The sequence below is a fragment of the Pseudarthrobacter sp. CC4 genome (assembly GCF_048957775.1).
In the GTDB taxonomy this organism is placed as follows: Bacteria; Actinomycetota; Actinomycetes; order Actinomycetales; family Micrococcaceae; genus Arthrobacter.
In genome coordinates this window covers 157,207-177,682 of sequence record NZ_JARCCZ010000003.1, presented here as the reverse complement: position 1 = coordinate 177,682, position 20,476 = coordinate 157,207, and the positions used below count along the sequence as shown (strand labels likewise).

16 protein-coding genes and 1 tRNA gene are annotated in these 20,476 nt (G+C 65.8%); 7 read left to right on the top strand and 10 right to left on the bottom strand.

The window, feature by feature from the left end; translation table 11 throughout:
- Positions 1-94 precede the first annotated feature (94 nt).
- The 3 genes from PV768_RS03595 (at position 95) to PV768_RS03585 (ending at position 1,763) form a co-directional block, all read left to right on the top strand.
- Positions 95-170: transfer RNA gene (locus PV768_RS03595), tRNA-Arg, on the top strand.
- Between the two features lie 142 nt (positions 171-312).
- Positions 313-1,365 carry a M4 family metallopeptidase gene (locus PV768_RS03590; RefSeq protein ID WP_157241818.1) on the top strand — a complete coding sequence of 351 codons (1,053 nt, stop codon included), beginning with the start codon at positions 313-315 and terminating at the stop codon, positions 1,363-1,365.
- 65 nt (positions 1,366-1,430) lie between these two features.
- A complete protein-coding gene (locus tag PV768_RS03585) occupies positions 1,431-1,763 on the top strand; it encodes a protealysin inhibitor emfourin (protein WP_157241817.1) in 333 nt (110 codons plus the stop codon).
- A 13-nt stretch (positions 1,764-1,776) separates the two neighbouring features.
- Here PV768_RS03585 and PV768_RS03580 read toward each other — a convergent pair whose 3' ends face one another.
- Complete coding sequence (locus PV768_RS03580) at positions 1,777-2,745, bottom strand: GlxA family transcriptional regulator (RefSeq protein ID WP_321213869.1); 969 nt, start codon at positions 2,743-2,745, stop codon at positions 1,777-1,779.
- Positions 2,746-2,826: 81 nt separating this feature from the next.
- On the opposite strand from PV768_RS03580, the gene PV768_RS03575 reads away from it, so the two are divergent.
- Both PV768_RS03575 and hrpA read left to right on the top strand, forming a co-directional pair.
- Complete coding sequence (locus PV768_RS03575) at positions 2,827-2,994, top strand: hypothetical protein (protein WP_197432488.1); 168 nt, start codon at positions 2,827-2,829, stop codon at positions 2,992-2,994.
- A gap of 81 nt (positions 2,995-3,075) precedes the next feature.
- On the top strand, positions 3,076-7,047 hold the full coding sequence (hrpA, locus tag PV768_RS03570; RefSeq protein ID WP_421092303.1) for an ATP-dependent RNA helicase HrpA: 3,972 nt from the start codon (positions 3,076-3,078) through the stop codon (positions 7,045-7,047).
- A gap of 33 nt (positions 7,048-7,080) precedes the next feature.
- Here hrpA and PV768_RS03565 read toward each other — a convergent pair whose 3' ends face one another.
- Genes PV768_RS03565 through PV768_RS03550 form a run of 4 tightly spaced genes read right to left on the bottom strand, consistent with a single transcriptional unit; the run spans position 7,081 to position 10,212 of the window.
- Positions 7,081-7,506: an HIT family protein gene (locus tag PV768_RS03565; protein WP_157241814.1), complete on the bottom strand. Its 426-nt coding sequence runs from the start codon at positions 7,504-7,506 to the stop codon at positions 7,081-7,083.
- Positions 7,503-8,666 carry an NAD(P)-dependent alcohol dehydrogenase gene (locus PV768_RS03560; protein WP_421092302.1) on the bottom strand — a complete coding sequence of 388 codons (1,164 nt, stop codon included), beginning with the start codon at positions 8,664-8,666 and terminating at the stop codon, positions 7,503-7,505. Before PV768_RS03560 ends, PV768_RS03565 begins: the two co-directional genes overlap by 4 nt.
- Positions 8,663-9,559, bottom strand: coding sequence for a sulfurtransferase (locus PV768_RS03555; protein WP_421092301.1), 897 nt, complete (start codon positions 9,557-9,559; stop codon positions 8,663-8,665). The genes PV768_RS03560 and PV768_RS03555 overlap by 4 nt, the downstream gene beginning before the upstream one ends.
- Entirely contained in the window at positions 9,556-10,212 is a 657-nt protein-coding gene (locus PV768_RS03550; RefSeq protein WP_157241811.1) for an MBL fold metallo-hydrolase, read from the bottom strand. Before PV768_RS03550 ends, PV768_RS03555 begins: the two co-directional genes overlap by 4 nt.
- 94 nt (positions 10,213-10,306) lie before the next feature.
- Here PV768_RS03550 and PV768_RS03545 point away from each other — a divergent pair, with 94 nt between their 5' ends.
- The gene (locus PV768_RS03545) at positions 10,307-10,771 is read left to right on the top strand and encodes a Fur family transcriptional regulator (protein ID WP_321213873.1); all 465 of its coding nucleotides are present in this window, start codon (positions 10,307-10,309) and stop codon (positions 10,769-10,771) included.
- Positions 10,772-10,826: 55 nt separating this feature from the next.
- Here PV768_RS03545 and PV768_RS03540 read toward each other — a convergent pair whose 3' ends face one another.
- The 5 genes from PV768_RS03540 to PV768_RS03520 all read right to left on the bottom strand — a co-directional run bounded on the left by PV768_RS03540 (position 10,827) and on the right by PV768_RS03520 (position 16,071).
- Positions 10,827-11,702 (bottom strand): metal ABC transporter permease, encoded by an 876-nt coding sequence (locus PV768_RS03540; protein WP_157241809.1) that lies wholly within the window; start codon positions 11,700-11,702, stop codon positions 10,827-10,829.
- The gene (locus PV768_RS03535) at positions 11,702-12,514 is read right to left on the bottom strand and encodes a metal ABC transporter ATP-binding protein (RefSeq protein ID WP_321213875.1); all 813 of its coding nucleotides are present in this window, start codon (positions 12,512-12,514) and stop codon (positions 11,702-11,704) included. The genes PV768_RS03540 and PV768_RS03535 overlap by 1 nt, the downstream gene beginning before the upstream one ends.
- Positions 12,511-13,500 carry a metal ABC transporter solute-binding protein, Zn/Mn family gene (locus PV768_RS03530; RefSeq protein WP_421092300.1) on the bottom strand — a complete coding sequence of 330 codons (990 nt, stop codon included), beginning with the start codon at positions 13,498-13,500 and terminating at the stop codon, positions 12,511-12,513. The genes PV768_RS03535 and PV768_RS03530 overlap by 4 nt, the downstream gene beginning before the upstream one ends.
- A 133-nt stretch (positions 13,501-13,633) precedes the next feature.
- Entirely contained in the window at positions 13,634-14,704 is a 1,071-nt protein-coding gene (locus tag PV768_RS03525; RefSeq protein ID WP_421092299.1) for a hemolysin family protein, read from the bottom strand.
- A complete protein-coding gene (locus PV768_RS03520) occupies positions 14,701-16,071 on the bottom strand; it encodes a hemolysin family protein (protein WP_421092298.1) in 1,371 nt (456 codons plus the stop codon). The genes PV768_RS03525 and PV768_RS03520 overlap by 4 nt, the downstream gene beginning before the upstream one ends.
- A gap of 548 nt (positions 16,072-16,619) precedes the next feature.
- Here PV768_RS03520 and PV768_RS03515 point away from each other — a divergent pair.
- On the top strand, positions 16,620-20,423 hold the full coding sequence (locus PV768_RS03515; protein WP_421092297.1) for a multifunctional oxoglutarate decarboxylase/oxoglutarate dehydrogenase thiamine pyrophosphate-binding subunit/dihydrolipoyllysine-residue succinyltransferase subunit: 3,804 nt from the start codon (positions 16,620-16,622) through the stop codon (positions 20,421-20,423).
- The last annotated feature ends 53 nt before the right edge of the window (positions 20,424-20,476 follow it).

Genomic DNA, 20,476 nt, shown 5'->3' with positions numbered 1-20,476 from the left:
ACGGGGTGGCGGGGCGGTAGCGATTTTCCCTTGCGGGCCACCTTCCTGCTAAGCTCTAGGACGTCCCGCCAGCAACGGCAGGAAACCCCGGATTGCCCTCGTAGCTCAGGGGATAGAGCGTCTGCCTCCGGAGCAGAAGGTCGTAGGTTCGAATCCTATCGAGGGCACCAGAAGAACCCCGCCACTTCAATGAAGTGGCGGGGTTTTCTGCTCCCATACGCCCGTTCACGCTGCCTGCTTCCGTACGTGAGCCTGCGAAGGATTGTCGGTGCGCCCTCGTAGGCTGAAATCACCAAGTCGAGGGGGTACGCCATGCACGTTCCGTTCTGTTCCATCGTTCCGCCATACCTGTTGAGGCGGTTGGCCAAACAGGGTGCGCCGGAGTTTTCCTCCGCGGCCAGGGCAGCCAAGGAAGCTTTGGGCCATGTGGAGTCGTTCCATTCAGCACGGTCCCAGCCTGTGCCGGGCATTCCGGCAGGCGTCCGCCAGGCGAAGCCGGGACCGTCAACCCGGGCCATCTACGACGCCGGCGGCTCGGAGACCCTCCCCGGCAGGCTGGTCCGCAAGGAGGGTGAAGCCGCCACGGATGACCCTGCCGTCGATGAGGCCTACGACGGGCTGGGCCACACGCACCGCCTGTACGCGGACGTGTTCGGACGCAACTCCATCGACGGACGCGGGCTGCCGCTGGACGCAACGGTCCACTTCGGCAAGCTGTACGACAACGCCTTTTGGGACGGCAAACAGATGGTCTTCGGCGACGGCGACGGCGAGGTCTTCGAACGGTTCACCCGGTCCCTGAGCGTCATCGGCCACGAACTGGCCCACGGTGTCACCCAGTATTCCGCCGCGCTCGCCTACCGCAACCAGGCGGGGGCCCTTAACGAATCCATGTCCGACGTCTTTGGCGCACTGGTCGAGCAGTATGTCAAAAACCAGTCCACTGCCGAGGCCAGCTGGCTGATCGGCGAGGGCCTCTTCACAGCCGAAGTGCAGGGCAGCGCCTTGCGTTCCATGAAGGCCCCCGGCACGGCGTACGACGACGACGTGCTGGGCAAGGACCCCCAGCCGGACTCCATGGACGCGTACGTCAAGACGAGCGCCGACAACGGCGGGGTCCACATCAACTCCGGCATCCCCAACCGCGCCTTCTACCTCGTGGCGGAGACCCTCGGGGGAAACGCCTGGGACTCGCCCGGGCGCATCTGGTACGAGACACTCACGGGCGGAACACTGCCTCCCACGGCGACCTTCAGGGTCTTTGCGCGTGCCACGGCCGCATCCGCCGTGGAGCTCTTCGGTTCCGGATCCACCGAGCATGACGCCGTCCGGAAGGCGTGGGAAACTGTGAAGGTCAAGCTTTAACGGACGCCTGGCTGCCGTACTTCGGGGCGGCAGCCAGGCTGTAGGGCAAGCCCAAGGACCAGGCCATGAAGATCAGTGTTGAGCGCACCGGAGGAATCGCCGCGATACCACGGGTGTGGACTGTGGAAGCCCAATCCAAGAGCGCCATCAGCCAGTGGCAGCCCATCGTGGAGGCATGCCCGTGGGATTCAGTACCCAGGACCCCGAAGGCAGCCTCCGAGCAGTTTGCGGAAGCCCAACCGGACAGGTTCATCTATTCGATCCGGGCAGGGCAGCGCCGGGCAGCCCTGCCTGAGCAGGCCGTCACCGGACCTTGGCGGATTCTCGTGGACAGTACGCGGGAAGCGGCCGAGGAAATCCGCGCCAAACAACGCCGCAACGGACCGGCGCCCGGTTAGCGTGCAAGGGGCGCTATCCCGCCACAGCCAGTTGGCCGCGGAAAGCGCGGCGGTATGACTGCGGGCTGGTGTCCAGGACCTTGGCGAAGTGGTGCCGCAGCAGGACAGGGTGCCCGAAGCCGGACTCCCTGGCGATTTCTTCGATGTTCAGGTCGGTGGACTCAAGGAGTTCCTGGGCGCGTAGAACACGCTGTGAATTGAGCCAGGCGGCAGGCGTCGCTCCGGTCTCCGACCTGAACCGCCGTGCAAAGGTCCTCGGCGACATGTGGACCCGTGCCGCCAGTTCGTTCACCGTGTGCTCGCGGTCCAGGTTCTCCACCATCCAGCGCAGCAGTTCCTCCATGGGAGCGGAACCGCAGGCTGGCATTGGCCGGTCGATGAACTGCGCCTGGCCGCCGTCACGGTGCGGGGGAACCACCATGTCCCTGGCGATCGCGGCCGCCACCTGCGCCCCCAGTTCGACGCGCACAAGGTGCAGGCACGCATCGATCCCGGCGGCGGTGCCTGCGGAAGTGATGATGTTGCCGTCCTGCACGTAGAGGACGTTTTCGTCCACCTGTACGCGCGGATACTCTGCAGCCAGTTGGCCTGAGTAGTGCCAGTGGGTGGTGCAGCGGCGCCCGTCGAGCAAGCCGGCGCGGGCCAAGGCAAAAGCGCCCGAGCAGATGGACATTACCCAGGCTCCCCTCGCATCGGCAGCCCGGAGCGCCTCGAGGACGGATTCGGGCAACTCGTCGTCCCTGCCGTAGGGCGCCATGATGACCAGGTCCGCATCGTCGGTTGCCTCAAGTCCCAGGCCGACGTTCAGGGACAGGCCGGACTTGAGCCGGACGTTACCAGGCTGCGGCGTGCAGACGCGGAAGTCGAAGGCCGGGACGCCGCTCCCCCGGCCGGATCTGTCAATACCGAAGACCTCGCAGGCAGTACCGAACTCGAATATCGAGAAGTTGGGAACCACTATGAGAGCCACTGATTTGAGCATGCTTCCATTGTGGCAGGAATTATAGCTTTTTGGGCATTTCTGCCACTTTTTCTTGGCTGCGGGGAGGAGAAGCATGGAGTCATGGAAATCCTCATAACCCTCCTCGTCCTCCTGATCCTCCTCGTGGCCGCCGCCACCGTTTCAGCACTTTTGCGTGACGGCCGGGGGCATACGCCTCCTGTCGAATCCCACGAAGCCTGGTCCGCCCTGGACCTCCCCAGCATCAACTACACGCTCCGCGTCTTCTAGCCGGCAGGACCAAAAGGCGCCGGACAACTGCCGGCAGTACAGACGGGAAGCCCGGGCTCCCGCAGTAGACTGTCAGCAGACATGACACTTCACATCTCCTATCCCGCCGAGCTGCCGGTCTCCGAGCGGCGCGAAGACCTGATGGCAGCCATAGCGGCGAACCAGGTCACCATCATCGCCGGCGAGACCGGTTCCGGTAAGACCACCCAGATACCAAAGATGTGCCTCGAACTTGGCCTGGGCGAAAACGGGCTGATCGGCCACACCCAGCCGCGCAGGCTGGCCGCCCGCACGGTGGCCGAGCGCATCGCCGAGGAACTTGGCGTGGACATCGGCCAGGAGGTGGGCTTCCAGGTCCGCTTCACCGGTGAGGTCAGCCGCGCCACGAAGGTCAAGCTGATGACCGACGGCATCCTGCTTGCAGAAATCCAGCGGGACAAACTGCTGCGCAAGTACAACGCGATCATCATCGACGAGGCCCACGAGCGAAGCCTCAATATCGACTTCATCCTGGGCTACCTCAAGCGGATCCTGCCGCAGCGGCCGGACCTCAAGGTGATCATCACCTCCGCCACCATCGACCCCCAGCGCTTTGCCAACCATTTCGGCACACCGGAAGAACCCGCACCCATTGTCGAGGTCTCCGGGCGGACCTACCCGGTGGAAATCCGGTACCGCCCGCTCTCCCAGCCGCCAGGCGGAGCCGGCCCTGACGACGAGAACGGTTCCGATGACGAACTCGAGGAAGACCGCGATCCGCTTGACGCCGTGTGTGACGCCGTCGACGAACTTGCCCTGGAAGCGCCGGGCGACATCCTGGTGTTCTTCTCCGGCGAGCGCGAAATCCGCGACGCTGCCGAAGCGCTGCAGGCCCGCATCCAGTCCAACCGCCGGCTGGCCGGAACGGAAGTCCTTCCGCTCTTCGCCCGGCTGAGCCTGCAGGAACAGCACAAGGTGTTCCACCCGGGCAACAAGCGGCGGATCGTGCTGGCCACCAACGTCGCCGAAACCTCGCTCACGGTTCCAGGCATCAAGTACGTCATCGACACCGGCACCGCCCGCATCTCCCGGTACTCGCACCGCACCAAGGTCCAGCGGCTGCCCATCGAACGGGTCTCGCAGGCGTCCGCCAACCAGCGTTCGGGGCGGTGCGGCCGCGTCTCGGACGGCATCGCCATCCGCCTGTACTCCGAGGAAGACTTCGATTCGCGGCCGCTGTACACCGACCCGGAAATCCTGCGCACCAACCTCGCCGCCGTCATCCTGCAGATGACCGCCATGGGAGTGGCGCGCGGCCCCAAGGACGTCGAAAACTTCCCCTTCGTGGAGCCGCCCGAAACACGGGCCATCAACGACGGCGTCACGCTGCTCCGCGAACTCGGCGCCCTCGCTGCCGCCCGGCCGCAGCACGGCACGGACGGGGCGAAAAGCGGCGGCGGGCTCACCGCCGTCGGGCAGAAGCTCGCCCAGCTGCCGGTGGACCCCCGCCTGGGCCGGATGATCGTGGAGGCGGGCAAACGCGGCTGCGTCCGCGAGGTGATGGTCCTGGCCGCGGCCCTCACCATCCAGGACCCGCGCGAGCGTCCAACAGACAAGCAGCAACTCGCGGCGGAAAAGCACAACCGGTTCAAGGACGAGAACTCGGACTTCACCGGCTTCCTTAACCTCTGGAACTACCTGCAGGAGAAGCAGCAGGAGCTCTCGTCGTCCGCCTTCCGCCGGATGTGCCGGGCCGAGTTCATCAATTACCTCCGGGTCCGGGAGTGGCAGGACCTGTTTGCCCAGCTGCGCCAGCTGGCCCGGCCCCTGGGCATCAGCCTCGACAACAAGCGGCTTGCCGATCCGGTGGGCAACCACGAGGGCATCCACATCAGCCTTCTTTCCGGCCTCCTGAGCCACATCGGCATCCTGGATGAGCGCAAGCGGGAGTATGCCGGAGCCCGCGGCAGCCGGTTCGCCATCTTCCCCGGCTCCGCCCTCTTCAAGAAGTCGCCCACATTCGTGATGGCGGCGGAACTCGTGGAGACCAGCCGCCTCTGGGCGAGGGTGGCTGCGAAGTTCGATCCTGTATGGGCCGAGCAGGTGGCCCCGGACCTGGTGAAGCGCAGCTACAGCGAACCGCACTGGTCCACCCGGCAAGGTTCAGTGATGGCCTACGAAAAGGTCACCCTCTACGGCGTGCCCATCATCGCCCAGCGCAGGATCAACTACGGGAGGGTTGACCCCGTCGTCGCCCGGGAACTCTTCATCCGCCATGCCCTGGTGGAAGGCGACTGGAAAACCCACCACAAGTTCTTCCACCGCAACCGGGCCCTCCTCAATGAGGTGGAGGAACTGGAGGCCAGGATGCGCCGCCGGGACCTCCTTGTGGATGACGAGACGCTGTTCGAGTTCTACGATGCGCGGATCGGACCTGACGTGGTGTCCGAGAGGCACTTCGACAAGTGGTGGAAGGAAGCGCGGCAGAAGAACCCGGACCTCCTGGACTACGACAAATCCCTCCTCCTCAGCGACGACGCGGACGACCTTGACGACTCCGCCTACCCCAAAACGTGGCTGCACAAGGGCTTCGAGCTTCCGCTGAGCTACGAGTTCCACCCGGTGGCTCCGGGTTCGCCGCCCAACCCGTCCGACGGCGTCACGGCCGAGGTGCCGGTGCTGTTCCTTAATCAGCTGGATGACAAGGCCTTCCGCTGGCTCATACCCGGGCAGCGTGTTGAGCTGGTGACGGCCCTGATCAAATCCCTGCCCAAGCAGGTCCGGAAGAACTTCGTTCCCGCCCCGGACGTTGCCCGGCAGGCGGTGGCACTCCTGGAAGCCGATTTCGATCCAGCCGTGGATGAACTCGAACCTTCCCTTGAGCTTGCCCTGCGCCGGATCCGGGGACACGTCATCCCGCCGGGTTCGTGGAACTGGGACGCGGTGCCCCCGCACCTGCGGGTCAGCTTCAAGGTGGTGGACAGCAAGGGCAAAGTCCTGGACGAGGGCAAGGACCTCGCCGCGCTCCAGGAGAAGCTGGCCCCGGCAACGCGGCGGGCCATCGCCGAGTCGCTGGGGGCCACGCCTGCCTCCACCGCGCCCGGCGCCGGCAACGGCAAAAAAGCAGGGAAAACGCACGACGCCGGATCATCCGCGGCGCGGCAGCCTGCCGAAGTGCCGGGGGCCGGAGCCCCACCCGGCTTCCGGGAACAGGACGGGCTCACCGAATGGACGGTCGGAACGGTCCGGCGCCAGGTCAGCAGCACGGTCAACGGCCATACAGTGACGGGTTATCCGGCACTGGTGGACCAGGGCACGTCGGTGTCACTGCGTGTCTTCCAGACTGCCGAGGAACAGCAGGAGGCAATGCGCGGCGGAGTGGTCAGGCTGCTGGCCCTGCGCGTTCCGGCTCCTGACCGGTACGTGCTGGAGCACCTGAGCAACACGGAGAAACTCACTTTCAGCCAAAACCCGCACGGCTCGGTCTCAAGCCTGATCGCGGACTGCGCCCTGGCCGCCATCGACAAGCTCACGCCCGCGGAACTGCCCTGGGACCGGGAGTCCTTTGACCGGCTGTACGAGGTGGTCCGGGCCGAACTGATCGACACCGTGTTCAGCGTCACCGCCGTGGTGGAACGCATCCTGGCCAGCACCCGGCGGATCGAAAAACAGCTGAAGGGCACCACCAGCCTGGCGCTGATCAGTGCCCTCAACGACATCAAAAGCCAACTGGAACAGCTGGTCTACCCCGGCTTTGTGGCACGGACGGGCTACGCCCAGCTGAGCCAGCTCCCCCGGTACCTTACGGCCATTGAGAAGAGGCTGGAACGCCTGCCGGGCAACGTCCAGCGCGACGCCCTGAACATGGCCGCGGTGCAGCGGCTCGAGGACGACTACGACGACGCCGTATCGGCCCTGCTCCCCGGACGGAAGGCCGGCCCTGAGTTAACCCAGGTGCGCTGGATGCTCGAGGAGCTCCGGGTGAGCCTCTTCGCCGTTGAACTCGGAACAGCGTATTCGGTGTCGGAGAAGAGGATCCGCGCCGTGCTCAACAAGGCACTCGCCCCGGCCTAGGCGGAAACCGGGAGCGGGACCGGGACCGGCTGCCTAGGACGGGACGAACTCGCCGTACCCGGCGGCCCGCAACCCTTGGCGGAGCTTCTCGGCGTTGGCGTCGAGGATGTCCGGATCGGGGTTCTGGTCCGCCGTCGCGAAATTGAACTCGGCCATGCTCCTTGAGGGCCAGACGTGCACGTGGAGGTGGTTGATCTCATAACCCGCCACGATCAGCCCGGCCCGCGCGGCCTTGAAGGTCTCCACCTGCACAGCACCGATCCGCCGGGCCACCTCCATGACCTTCGCCAGCGTTTCCGGCGACGCGTCCGTCCACCGGTCCACTTCCTCAGTGGGTACCACCAGGGTGTGGCCGTCAGCCAGCGGACCGGTGGTGAGGAAAGCGGAAACATCCGGTTCCCGCCACACGAAGCGGCCCGGGATTTCGCCGTTCAGGATCCTGGTGAAAAGCGTGCTCATGCGTCTGCCTCCTTGGCGGGTGCCTGCAAGGTGCTGGTGTCCAGCACAAAACGGTATTTCACATCGCCTGCCACCATCCGGTCGTAGGCCTCATTCAGCTGGTCTGCCCGCACCACCTCGATGTCCGCAGCAACACCGTGCCCGGCGCAGAAGTCCAGCATCTCCTGGGTTTCGGCGATGCCGCCAATCAGCGAGCCGGTGTAGGAAAGCCGACGCCCGATGAGCGCGCCCGGGTTCACCGGCGGCATCGCCTCCGACGGCAGGCCCAGCTGGAAGAGCGCACCGTCCACCCGCAGGGTCCGGAAGAACGGTTTCAGGTCGTGCGGGGCCGCCACGGTGTCGATGATGAGGTCGATGCTGCGGTTGGCCGCTGCCATCGCCGCTTCGTCGCGGGACAGGACAACCTCATCCGCGCCCAGCTCCACGGCAGCCGCCACTTTTGCCTCCGACGTGGTGAACACCACCACCTTCGCTCCCATTGCCTTGGCGAACTTGACGGCCATGTGGCCGAGTCCGCCCAGCCCCACCACGCCCACAACGTCGCCTTCTTCGACGTCGAAGTGCCGAAGCGGCGAGAACGTGGTGACGCCGGCGCACAGCAGTGGGGCAGCGGCGGCGGGATCGAGGGCTGCCGGCACCCGCAGGACGTAGCGGCGGTCCACCACCACGGAGGAGGAGTAGCCGCCCTGCGTCAGGGCGCCGCCGTTCCGCCGGTCAACGGCCCCGTACGTGCCGGTCATGCCGCTTTCGCAGTACTGCTCCAGGCCGTCCAGGCAGCTTTCGCATTCGCGGCACGAGTCCACCATGCAGCCCACACCCACGCGGTCGCCAGCGGCGAAATCCGTCACCGCGGAGCCCACCCGGCTGACGGTGCCCACAATTTCGTGTCCCGGGACCAGCGGCCAGACCTTGCCGCCCCACTCGCCGCGGGTTGCATGCACATCCGAGTGGCACAGCCCGCAGAACTCGATGGCGATTTCGACGTCGTCCGCCCCGGGAGCGCGCCGGGCAAGGGTCAGCGGCACGAGCCCGCTGTCCGGTGACGTCGCGCCGTACGCGGCAGCGAGGCGGCCGCCGTCGACAACAATTGCTTCAGGAGCGGCAGGTTCCGGGGCGACTGGTTTGGCAAGGGGCGGCGGTACGGGGCGTCCTGGAGTCATAGTGGGACGCTACCCTTGACCGCAGCCGTGTTTCCACTCGGCGGTCCGCTTGGGCGGCCGGGCTCTGCGCCGGTTGCCACCGGCAGGTCCGGGTTGTTGGACCACTCCGAGAACGAACCCGGATACAGTGCAGCCCGAAAGCCGGCGAGTTCCAGGGCTGCCACCTCATGGGCCGCAGTGACCCCGGAGCCGCAGTACACCGCGACGTGCACGCCGTCCCGGACGCCCAGCGACTCAAAACGGCGGCGGAGGGCGTCGGACGGCAGGAACCGCCCGCTGCTGTCCACGTTTTCCGACGTCGGCGCGCTGACCGCACCCGGGATATGTCCGGCCCGGGGGTCAACAGGCTCAAACTCCCCGCGGTACCGCTCCCCGGCACGGGCATCCAGCAAGAGGCCGGCGTGCGGCCAGCCGGCCGCGGCAGCGGCGTCGAGCACCGGCATGTTTCCGTCCGCGAGCGTCACGTCTCCCGCCTCCGGGACAACCAGTCCTGCTTCCACCGGAAGGCCCGCGGCACGCCAGGCGGCCAGGCCGCCGTCGAGCAGGTAAACGTCCGCGAAGCCGGCGTTCCGAAGCATCCACCACACGCGTGCCGCGGCCATGCTGCCGCTGTCATCGTAGGCAACCACGACGTCGCCGTCGCGGATGCCCCAGCGCCTGGCGCTTTCCTGGAAGTCCCGGGCGGCCGGCAGCGGGTGCCTCCCGCGCTCCGGAACTGCCGGGGCGGCAAGTTCGGTGGCGAGGTCCACGAACACGGCACCCGGCAGGTGCCCCTGCAGGTAGTGGCGGTAACCGTGCGGATCGCCCAGGACCCAGCGGACGTCAAGGAGCACCGTGCGCCGGTGTTCGGCAAGGCGGGCCTGCAGGCCGGCCACGTCGATCAAGGGGTTCAAACTTCCACCGACTCCCGGGCAGCCAGATGGGTGTATTCGGTGCCGTATTTGGCGCCGATCCTCTGGACATGGCCTTCCACGATCTTCAGGCCGTTCTCGTTGAGCAGTCCGTCATGGATCTGGAACGCCTTCGGCGCCCGGACGCCGATCACAAAGTCCAGCACCTCGGCGGATTTGCTCCACGGCGCGTGGAGGGGAACCAACAGGGTCCGGACGCTGGTCCCGTCCGGAATGACGAAGGAGTCCCCCGGGTGGTAGACGTTGTCGTCGATGAGGTATCCGATGTTGGCGACAACGGGGATCTGCGGGTGGATCAGGGCATGCTGGCCTCCGAAGCTGCGGACGGTGAAGCCGGCAGCCTGGAATGTTGAGCCAGGGTTCACGGCGTGGATGCGCGCGGCTTCGCCCGTGGCCTTGTCCTGCAGCTGGCCGGCAACCCGCGCCGGAGCGAAAACCGCCAGCGCCCCGTTTGCGCGCAACGCCTCCACCACAACCGGAACGTCGATGTGGTCGGCATGCTCATGCGTGACCAGGACCGCCTCCGCATCCTCCAGGGCCTCCGCTGACTCGGAAAAGTTGCCCGGATCCAGGACCAGGACCCGGCCGTCCTTTTCAAGGCGGACGCAGGAGTGGGTGTATTTGGTCAGCTTCATAGCGCCAGCCTAGGGTCCGCCGCGGGACGGTGTCCACGACGCTCCGGCTGGTAATCTGTATCTTTGCCACCATCCTGAGGAAGCGAGTCCACCCATGCCCTTCGGCGCCAAGGCTGATTCCACCACCCCGTCCCCCGTGCCGGGCGGCGGCAAGGAACAGCGCGTCACGAAGCAGCGCCGGGCCGTAAGCGCCGCCCTGGATGAACTCGACGATTTCGTCAGCACGCAGGAGCTGTACCGGATCCTGCAAAACCAGGGCGCCCCGGTCTCGCTGGCAACCGCCTATCGGATCCTGCAGTCTCTCGCGGACGAGGGGCTGGTGGACGTTCTGCGGAACGGCGACGGTGAAGCGGTGTACAGGCGCTGCGCCGTCACCGGGCACCATCACCACTTGCTGTGCCGCAACTGTGGAAAGGCCGTGGAAGTGGAGGCCCCCGCCGTCGAGACGTGGGCGGCGCGCATCGCGGCAGAACACGGATACACCGATGTGGCCCACACGGTGGAGATTTTCGGGCTCTGCCCTGACTGCACGGTGCGCCAGGCCGCCGGCATCCTTTAGGCACGCAGCCAGGTATGCGACCATGCAGGGGGCAGGCCCGTGGGCAGGCCGCCTTTCAGGATGCGGCCAGGACCCGCCCGTTGATGCCCCTTGCGGCCCGCACCGACCCGATCACCCGGCACACCACGTAGATCAGGAACGACAGGGTAGTGACGTAGGGGCTGATGGGGATGCGTCCGCCCAGGGCCAGCAGGATCCCGCCCACCGTGGCCGTCATGGCAAAGAGCACGCTAAGCACCACCACCGCCACCGGTGACGACGTCACCCGCAGCGCCGCCGCGGCCGGGGTAATCAGCAGGGCGAGGACCAGGAGCGCGCCCACCACCTGGATGGACAGCGCTACGGAGACGCCCAGGAGGACCATGAATACGATGGCAAGCGTCCGGACGGGAACACCCCGGGCCTCCGCCAGTTCCGGATCCAGGCTGGCGAAATTGAGCGGCCGCCAAATGGCCACCAGGGCCAGCATCACCACCACGGCGGTACCGGCAAGCGCCTGGAGCTGCACCGTGTCCACGGACACGATCTGCCCGGTCAGCAGGCCGAACTTGTTCGCAGCCCGTCCTTCGTAAAGGGACAGGAACAGGATCCCAAGTCCCAGCCCGAACGGCATGATCACGCCGATGATTGAATTCTTGTCCCTGGCCCGGACGCCCATCAGGCCCAAAAGCAGGGCGGCGGCAACCGATCCTATGAGCGATCCAAAGACGATGTTCGCGCCGACCAGCAGGGCAAAGGCGGCACCGGCGAAGGAGAGTTCGGATATGCCGTGGACCGCGAAGGCCAGGTCGCGCTTCATGACAAAGGTGCCAACCAGCCCGCCCAGCAGGCCAAGGACGGCACCTGCCCAAATCGAGTTCTGGACCAGGACCAGCAGCTCGCCGTAGTTCTCGAAGCTGAAGATCGCGCCAAGGATGCTGTCCGCGTCCATCAGGCAGCCTCTCCCGCCGCGTGCGTCTCCGCATGGTGGTGGGTAGTGGCGTCAGGGAGGCCCACCACCACGATGCGGCCGTTCGCGTGGATAACCTCAACGTGGCTGCCGTAGAGGCCGGAGAGGACTTCCGTGGTCATGACTTCCTCCGGGGTTCCCACCCTGAAGCGTCCGCCGGCCAAGTACAGGACACGGTCCACGTAGTCGATGATGGGGTTGATTTCGTGGGTCACGAACACAACGGCGCTGTTCTGGTCGCGGCACTGCTTGTTGATCAGGGCGCTGACCGCCTGCTGGTGGTGCAGGTCCAGGGAAAGCAGTGGTTCGTCGCAAAGCAGGACCTGCGGATCCGTGGCAAGCGCCTGCGCCACGCGGAGCCGCTGCTGCTCGCCGCCGGAGAGCTGGCCCACCGGGACTTTTGCGTATTCCGTGGCACCAACCAGTTCAAGGAGTTCGTCAATCCTGCGGTTGGCCTTGGCGGTGTTCAGGCGCAGGCCCCAGCGGTGGCCGTCAACGCCCAGGCCCACGAGGTCCCTGGCACGCATGGGAGTGTCCGGAGCGAACGATTTCTGCTGGGGGATGTAGCCGATCAGGCTGCTCCCGCGCTCCACGGGGCGGCCGCCCAGGACGGCCTGGCCGCGGTGCAGGTCCTGGAGACCCAGGAGGACCTTCAGGAATGTGGTCTTGCCGCTTCCGTTGGGACCAAGCACGGCGAAGAACTCGCCGGGCTTAATGTCCAGGTCCAGGTCCTCCCAGAGCGCCCGCTTACCGAACTTCAGGGACGCACCGGTAAGGCTGACCAGGGGTTTCAACTATTTGTCTCCAGAACTTTGCTGATGTTGTCCACATTGTCCGTCATCCACTGCAGGTACGTCTTGCCCTCAGGCAGTGTTTCGTTGAAATCCACCACCGGAACCCCGGCAGTTTCCGCGGCCTTCTTCAGCGACTCCGTCTGCGGGCCTTCGGTCTGGCTGTTGTAGGCGAGGAGCCGCACCGACTTCGTGGCCACCAGGTCGGTTGCCGCCTTGAGGACTGCAGGCGGCACGTCGGAGCCTTCTTCAATCGCAGCAGTGTAGTCCGCAGGGGTGGCGTTCACCAGTCCGGCATCCTCAAGGAGGTAGAGGGGCACGGGTTCGGTGACGGCAACCTGGGCCCCGGCTGACGCAGGCTTGAGGGCATCGAGCTTTAGGTGCAGCTCTTCAACGCTGGATTTGAAGGCGGAAGCGTTGGACTGGAAGGTCGAAGCAGAGGCGGGGTCCAGCTCGCCGAGCTTGGCGGCGATGCCGTCGGCCAGCTGCTCCATGGCGTGCAGGCTGTACCAGACGTGCTCGTTCATTTCGCCGTGGCCGTGTGCGGAGTCATCCCCCGCTGCTGGTTCCGTCGTGGTCGCCCCAGCGGAGGGCTTTTCCTCCTCCGGGTGGGCAAGGCCGGAAAGTTCGACGGCGTTCAGCACCTTCGCGTCGTCGAGGCCGCTGTCCTGTGCCAGGGTGTGGATGAAGCCGTCGTAACCGCCGCCGTTTTCCAGGACAAGGTCCGCCTTGGACACTGCCAGCCGGTCCTGGGCAGTGGCTTCGTAGGAATGCGGATCCTGGCTGGTCTTGGTGATGAGGGCCGTAACGCTGACCTTGTCACCGCCGATTGTCTTGGCGATGTCCCCATAGACGTTGGTTGACGCCACCACGTTGATCCCGTCGGCAGCCTGCGTTGACGGTTCCGCCTGCGGGCTGCACGCGGTGAGCAGGAGGCCTAGCCCGGCAAGGGCGGCCAGGGACGATCGGGCAGCGGCGGTACGGCGCACGGGAACCTCATTCAAAAGGGAAGGTGAAAACAACCAGTCCAGCTTATACCTAAATGGGAATCATTCCTATTTAGGACGGAAGGCCGGCAGAAAAGGCGCCTTCCCCGAACTGGCCGGGAAGGGCGCCGTCGGATCAGCTGCCGTTCGGCTGTCCCAGCCTGCGGATGCCGGTGGCCTGCGTGGCGTCCCTGATCTCGCCCACCAGCTGCTCGATCACGTCCTCGAGGAACAGGACGCCCCGGGTGTTGCCGTCCGGGCCGATCACCCGGGCCAGGTGCGAGCCAGTGCGCTGCATGACGGACATCGCCTTTTCAATCTCGTCGTCCAGTGCCAGGTTGGCCAACGACCGGATGCGGCTTTCGGCTATCGGCAGCCCATACGCCTCCTCGGGGATGGAGAGCACGTCCTTGACGTGGAGGTAGCCGTACAGCATGTCGTCCTCGTCAAGCATGGGGAACCGGGAAAACCCGGTGCGGCTGACTGCTTTTTCGAACTCCACCGGTGTGGTGGACGCCTTCAGCATGACCAGCTTGTCCAGCGGCACCATGATGTCCGCGGCCGTGTATTCGGAGAACTCCAGCGCGCCGGTGATCAGCCCGGCGTCGTCGTCCACCAGGCCGTGGCGGGTGGACTCCTGCACGATCGACTGCACCTCCTCAAGGGTGAAGGAGGAATTCACCTCATCCTTGGGCTCAATGCGGAGGAGCTTGAGGATGTGGTTCGCGGACCAGTTCAGGACCGAGATCACGGGGTGGACCAGCCGGGCAACAAACATCAGCGGCGGGGCAAGCAGCAGCGCCGCCTTGTCCGCCACGCTTACCGAAATGTTCTTCGGCACCATCTCGCCGAACGTGACGTGCAGGAACGTCACCAGCATCAGGGCAACGGCGAAGGCCGCCACGTCGGCGATCTCCATCGGCAGGCCAAGCGTCTCCAGGGGGACGGCCAGCAGGTGGTGGATAGCAGGTTCAGCCACCAGCAGGATCAGCAGCGAACACACGGTGATGCCAAGCTGGGCACATGCCAGCATCAGCGACACGTTTTCCATGGCGCGGAGGGTGGTCTGCGCACGCTTGGACCCGGCCTCGGCCAGCGGCTCGATCTGGCTTCGCCGCGCGGACATGACCGCGAACTCAGCGGCAACGAAGAACGCATTACCAAGCAGCAGGATCCCCAGCCAGACGATTCCGGCCCAGTCGCTCATGGTTCTGTCCTGTCGTTGCGCTTGGACCTGCCGTTGCGCTTCGTCTTGTCATCGGTGGCCGCGGGCTCGGGCTCAACGGTCGGGTGGAAGCAGATCCGGTCAATCCGGCGGCCGTCCATCCTGGTGACACTCAGTGTCCCCCCGCCAACGGGAACCGTGTCCCCCACGGCGGCAATCCTGCCCAGCTTGCTCATGACGTACCCGCCCACGGTCTCATAGGCCGCTTCGTCGGGGACGGTCAGCCGCGGAATCTGCTCGGACAACTCGTCCGGGCGAAGCAGGCCCGGGAAGTACCAGTCGCCGGAGGCACTCTGCAGCAGTCCCGGGCGGACCTTGTCGTGCTCATCCGCCACCTCCCCCACGATTTCCTCGACCAGGTCCTCAAGGGTGGCGATGCCGGCAGTTCCGCCGTACTCATCCAGGACCACTGCGAGTTGCAGGTTGCCGTCCCTGAGTTCTGCCAGCAGCGCGTCAAGGTGGATGGTCTCGGGAACCCTCAGGACCTCCGTCATGATGGCCCCGGCTTCCAGGTTCGGGCGGCGGTCCCAGGGAACAGCCACCGCCTTCTTCACGTGCACCAGCCCCCGGATGTCGTCCGCGGAGTCACCGATGACCGGGAAACGGGAGTATCCGGTCCGGCGCGCGGCATCCACCACGTCCGAGACCGGCTGGTCGGCGTCGATCGTCTCCACCCGGATGCGCGGCGTCATCACGTCCGCCGCTGTCCTCGTGGAGAAGTTCAAGGTGCGCGCCACGAAGTTGGCGGTGCCGGCGTCGAGCGTTCCCATCGCCGCCGAACGGCGCACCAGGGATGCAAGTTCCGCGGGCGTCCGGGCGCCGGAGATTTCCTCCTTTGCCTCCAGTCCAAAAACGTTCAGCACCTTGTTGGAGAATCCGTTGAGCACCACGATGGCGGGCCTGAAGACGGCGGTGAACATCAGCTGCGGCCGCGCCAGGGCCCGCCCTACGGGGAAGGACAGCGCAATGGCCATGTTCTTGGGCACCAGTTCGCCCAGGAGCATGGAGAGCAGGGTGGCGATCACCATGGCCAGGACCAGGGAAATGGAGGAGGCCGCGACGCCGGCAAGTCCGACGGCGGCCAGGGGGGCCTCCAGGAGGCGGCCCAAGGAGGGCTCCATCACGTAGCCGGTGAGGAGGGTGGTCAGGGTAATGCCCAGCTGGCAGCTGGACAGCTGCGTAGACAGCGACTTCAGGCAGGTGAGCAATGGCGCGGCGGCCGTGTCGCCGTCGTCAATGGCGCGCTGGACCGTTGCCTGGTCCAGGGCGATGAGGGAGAACTCGACGGCGACGAAGAAACCCGTACCGGCGATGAGCAGCAGTCCTGCTGCGAGGAGTAGCCACTCCATTCAGCATCCCGCCCGGGAGGCGGTTGCCGACGGCGTGGCATTTAAAAGGGAAAGCCGGGGACTGGACGATCTTCCCGGCGGAGGATGGTCGGCAGAGATCGACGCTCTTTCCGCGGGGGCTACGGCCGGCCGGGCTGCCGGCGGATGATGGGCTCGTGTTCGGGGTTTGCCGGCTCTGCGGGTGGACTGCGCGGAGCTGGTCTTCATGCTCCGCTGACAGCCCCCAGGCCGGCACCTAGATTTACTGTCCATAAGGTTTTTAGTCTACAGGAGCAGCACCCCCCGCCCCGCCGCCGCCGGCCCGCCGGCAGCTCCCCCAGCCTGGTTCTTGCCACGGCAGGGCGCTGCTCGACCATGGTGCATAACGCCACATTCAGCGATCCCGGCGTCACTTCATGATTTGAATCACCCTTATTGGCAGTTAAGACAAGATGCTCACTAGACTTGCAAAGGTCTGGGTTCAGAGGACGCAGAGATCGGTTCGAACGTGTTGCTGAGGCACCGTGGGGCCGGAGAGAAATCAAACTCATGGAAGAGGCGTATTTCAAGTGCCAGAGCAGCCTAGCCACCGTCTACCAGAGGAATTTGGCGGAAACGAGTGGCTCGTTGACGAACTGTACGAGCAGTACCAGCAGGACAAGAACGCTGTGGATGCCAAGTGGTGGCCGCTGTTTGAATCGTTCGAGTCGGGCAACAGTTCTTCTTCCAACGGACATCCGGCGCATGCCGCAGCCCACCCTGCCACCCGGGAAATGCCTGCCGTAAACCCCGCCCCCGCAGCCCCGGCACCGTCGCCGGCCGCTGCCCCCGCCGCGCCTCCGGCACCTCCTGCCGCGCCGCCGGCGTCCGCTGCAGCCCCGGCAAAGAAGGCTCCCGCCACCGAAGCCCGCGACGGCGGCAAGAAGACCGGGACCGGCTCGCAGCCCATCCCCGCGCAGCTGCCCAAGAACGTCAAGGCCCCCACCGCCCCCGAAGAGGACGTCGTCTCCGTCCTTCGCGGACCGGCAAAGGCGATCGCCACCAACATGGTCACCAGCCTCCAGGTGCCCACCGCCACCAGCGTCCGCGCCATCCCGGCCAAACTGCTGATCGACAACCGCGTGGTCATCAACTCGAATCTCGCCCGCGCCCGCGGCGGCAAGGTTTCCTTCACACACCTCATCGGCTATGCCGTGATCCGCGCCCTTTCCCAGTTCCCGTCGATGAACGTGTACTACGACGAAGTGGACGGCAAGCCGGTTGCGGTCCAGCCGGCCCACGTCAACTTCGGCATCGCCATTGACATGCCCAAGCCTGACGGCACCCGCCTGCTCATGGTGCCAAACATCAAGAAGGCCGAGACCCTCAACTTCTCCGAGTTCTGGCACACCTACGAGGACCTCATCAAGCGTGCCCGCAACGGCAAGCTGACCGCGGAGGACCACCAGGGCACTACGGTGTCGCTGACCAACCCCGGCGGCATTGGCACGGTCCACTCGGTGCCCCGCCTGTCAAAGGGCCAGGCCGCCATCATCGGCGTCGGCGCCCTCGACTACCCTGCGGAGTTCCAGGGTGCCAGCGAAAAGATCATCGCCCATAACGCGATCAGCAAGGTCCTCACGCTGACGTCCACTTACGACCACCGGGTAATCCAGGGTGCCGGCAGCGGCGAGTTCCTGAAGCTGGTCCACCAGCTGCTGCTGGGTGCGCAGGACTTCTACGACGAAATCTTCGAGTCCCTCCGCATCCCCTACGAGCCCGTGCGCTGGAGCGCCGACAAGCAGGTGGACCCGGCCGACGAAATCAACAAGGTGGCCCGGATCCAGCAGCTGATCCACTCCTACCGCGTCCGCGGACACCTGATGGCGGACACCGATCCGCTGGAGTACGTCCAGCGCAAGCACCCCGACCTCGACGTCCTCACCTATGGCCTGACACTTTGGGACCTGGACCGCGAATGGCCCACGGGCGGCTTCGGCGGCAAGCCCATGCTCAAGTTCCGCGACATCCTGGGTGTCCTGCGCGATGCATACTGCCGCACCACGGGCATCGAGTACATGCACATCCAGGAGCCTGCCGAGCGCAAGTGGTTCCAGGACCAGCTGGAGCACCCCTACTCGAAGCCCAGCCGCGAAGAGCAGCTGCGCATCGTTTCCAAGCTGAACGCAGCCGAGGCCTTCGAAACCTTCCTCCAGACCAAGTTCGTAGGCCAGAAGCGATTCTCCCTCGAGGGCGGCGAATCGCTGATCCCGCTGCTGGACGCCATCATGTCCAACGCGGCCGACGACGGCCTGGACGAGGTTGCCATCGGCATGGCCCACCGCGGCCGCCTCAACGTGCTCACCAACATCGCCGGCAAGACCTACGCGCAGGTCTTCCGGGAGTTCGAAGGCACCCAGGACCCGCGCTCCGTGCAGGGATCCGGCGACGTAAAGTACCACCTTGGCACCGAGGGGACGTTCACCTCGGACAACGGCAAGGAAACCAAGGTCTACCTGGCCGCCAACCCCTCCCACCTGGAAGCCGTGGACCCCGTCCTCGAAGGCATCGTCCGCGCCAAGCAGGACCGGCTGGACCAGGGTGAGTCCTTCCCGGTCCTGCCCATCATGGTCCACGGCGACGCCGCCTTCGCCGGCCAGGGCGTGGTTGCCGAAACACTCAACCTGTCCCAGCTCCGTGGCTACCGCACCGGCGGCACCATCCACGTTGTGGTCAACAACCAGGTGGGCTTCACCACGGCCCCCTCGTCATCCCGCTCGTCCACGTACTCCACGGACGTTGCCAAGATGATCCAGGCACCGGTGTTCCACGTGAACGGCGACGACCCCGAAGCCGTGGTCCGCATCGGACAGCTCGCCTACGAGTTCCGCCAGCGGTTCCACAAGGACGTTGTCATCGACATGGTCTGCTACCGCCGCCGCGGGCACAATGAGGGCGATGACCCCTCGATGACGCAGCCGCTGATGTACAACCTGATCGAGGCCAAGCGCTCAGTCCGCAAGCTGTACACCGAGTCCCTCATCGGCCGTGGCGACATCACCGAGGAAGAGGCCGAACAGCTGCTCCGCGATTACCAGGAGCGCCTGGAACGCGTCTTTGCCGAAACCCACGCGGCGCAGACCTCCCCCATCCCGATCGTGACGGCGGATACTGCCGCCGTCTCGGACATCGAGCGTCCCATCTCCCAGCAGTCGGACTCCGGCGTCAATGCCCCTGCCTCCACGGCAATCTCCGCCGAGACCCTGGCCCGGATCGGCAAGGCCCATGTGGAGGTCCCCGAGGGCTTTACCGTCCACGCCAAGCTCAAGCAGCTGCTCGAGAAGCGTGAACAGATGTCCCGTGAAGGCGGCATCGACTGGGGCTTCGGTGAAATTGCGGCCTTCGGCTCGCTGATCATGGAAGGCGTCCCCGTACGCCTTGCCGGCCAGGATTCCCGCCGCGGCACGTTCGTGCAGCGCCACGCCGTCTTCCACGACCGCGCCAACGGCAAGGAATGGCTGCCACTGGGCCATCTCTCCGACGACCAGGCGAAGCTGTGGATCTACGACTCCCTGCTCTCCGAATACGCGGCCATGGGCTTCGAATACGGCTACTCCGTTGAGCGGCCTGACGCGCTGGTCCTTTGGGAAGCGCAGTTCGGCGACTTCGTCAACGGCGCGCAGACCATCATCGACGAGTTCATCTCCTCCGCTGAGCAGAAGTGGGGCCAGCGCTCCTCGCTGGTACTGATGCTGCCCCATGGCTACGAAGGCCAGGGACCGGACCATTCCTCCGCAAGGATCGAGCGGTTCCTGCAGCTGTGCGCCGAAGAGAACATGATCGTGGCCAACCCCACCACGGCCGCCTCGCACTTCCACCTGCTGCGCCGCCAGGCCTACAGCCGTCCGCGGAAGCCGCTCATCATCTTCACGCCCAAGCAGCTGCTGCGCCTCAAGGCGGCCGCATCCTCGGTGGAGGACTTCACCACCGGCAGCTTCCGCCCTGTGATCGGCGAGCACGAGCAGCTGGCGGGAGGCGCCGTCGAACGCGTACTCCTGGTCTCCGGCCGCCTGTACTACGACCTCCTGTCCACGCGGCAAAAGACCGGTGACAAGACCACCGCGATTGTCCGCGTGGAGCAGCTCTACCCGCTGCCGCACGAGGAGATCGCAAAGGAGCTGGCCAAGTACCCGAACGCCGAGGTTGTCTGGGCCCAGGATGAGCCCGCCAACCAGGGGCCGTGGCCATTCATCGGCCTGAACCTGCCGGACGCCCTCGATCGCCGCATCCGGCTGGTCTCCCGCCCGGCCTCGGCATCCACCGCTGCAGGGTCCATGAAGCGGCACGCCGCTGAGCAGGACGTCCTCCTGAAGCAGGCATTTGCACGGAAGTAAAGCAGTAAGGCTGCCCGGCCGGACGTCGAAATCCCAGACTCCGGCCGGGCAGT

Bases quoted from the DNA above. Each gene is read 5' to 3' on its own strand.
- PV768_RS03520 (WP_421092298.1), bottom strand. From the start codon at position 16,071: ATGGAGTGGCTACTCCTCGCAGCAGGACTGCTGCTCATCGCCGGTACG.
- PV768_RS03550 (WP_157241811.1), bottom strand. From the start codon at position 10,212: ATGAAGCTGACCAAATACACCCACTCCTGCGTCCGCCTTGAAAAGGAC.
- PV768_RS03575 (WP_197432488.1), top strand. From the start codon at position 2,827: ATGGAAATCCTCATAACCCTCCTCGTCCTCCTGATCCTCCTCGTGGCC.
- PV768_RS03560 (WP_421092302.1), bottom strand. From the start codon at position 8,666: ATGACTCCAGGACGCCCCGTACCGCCGCCCCTTGCCAAACCAGTCGCC.
- PV768_RS03585 (WP_157241817.1), top strand. From the start codon at position 1,431: ATGAAGATCAGTGTTGAGCGCACCGGAGGAATCGCCGCGATACCACGG.
- PV768_RS03545 (WP_321213873.1), top strand. From the start codon at position 10,307: ATGCCCTTCGGCGCCAAGGCTGATTCCACCACCCCGTCCCCCGTGCCG.
- PV768_RS03540 (WP_157241809.1), bottom strand. From the start codon at position 11,702: ATGGACGCGGACAGCATCCTTGGCGCGATCTTCAGCTTCGAGAACTAC.
- hrpA (WP_421092303.1), top strand. From the start codon at position 3,076: ATGACACTTCACATCTCCTATCCCGCCGAGCTGCCGGTCTCCGAGCGG.
- PV768_RS03580 (WP_321213869.1), bottom strand. From the start codon at position 2,745: ATGCTCAAATCAGTGGCTCTCATAGTGGTTCCCAACTTCTCGATATTC.
- PV768_RS03525 (WP_421092299.1), bottom strand. From the start codon at position 14,704: ATGAGCGACTGGGCCGGAATCGTCTGGCTGGGGATCCTGCTGCTTGGT.
- PV768_RS03590 (WP_157241818.1), top strand. From the start codon at position 313: ATGCACGTTCCGTTCTGTTCCATCGTTCCGCCATACCTGTTGAGGCGG.
- PV768_RS03565 (WP_157241814.1), bottom strand. From the start codon at position 7,506: ATGAGCACGCTTTTCACCAGGATCCTGAACGGCGAAATCCCGGGCCGC.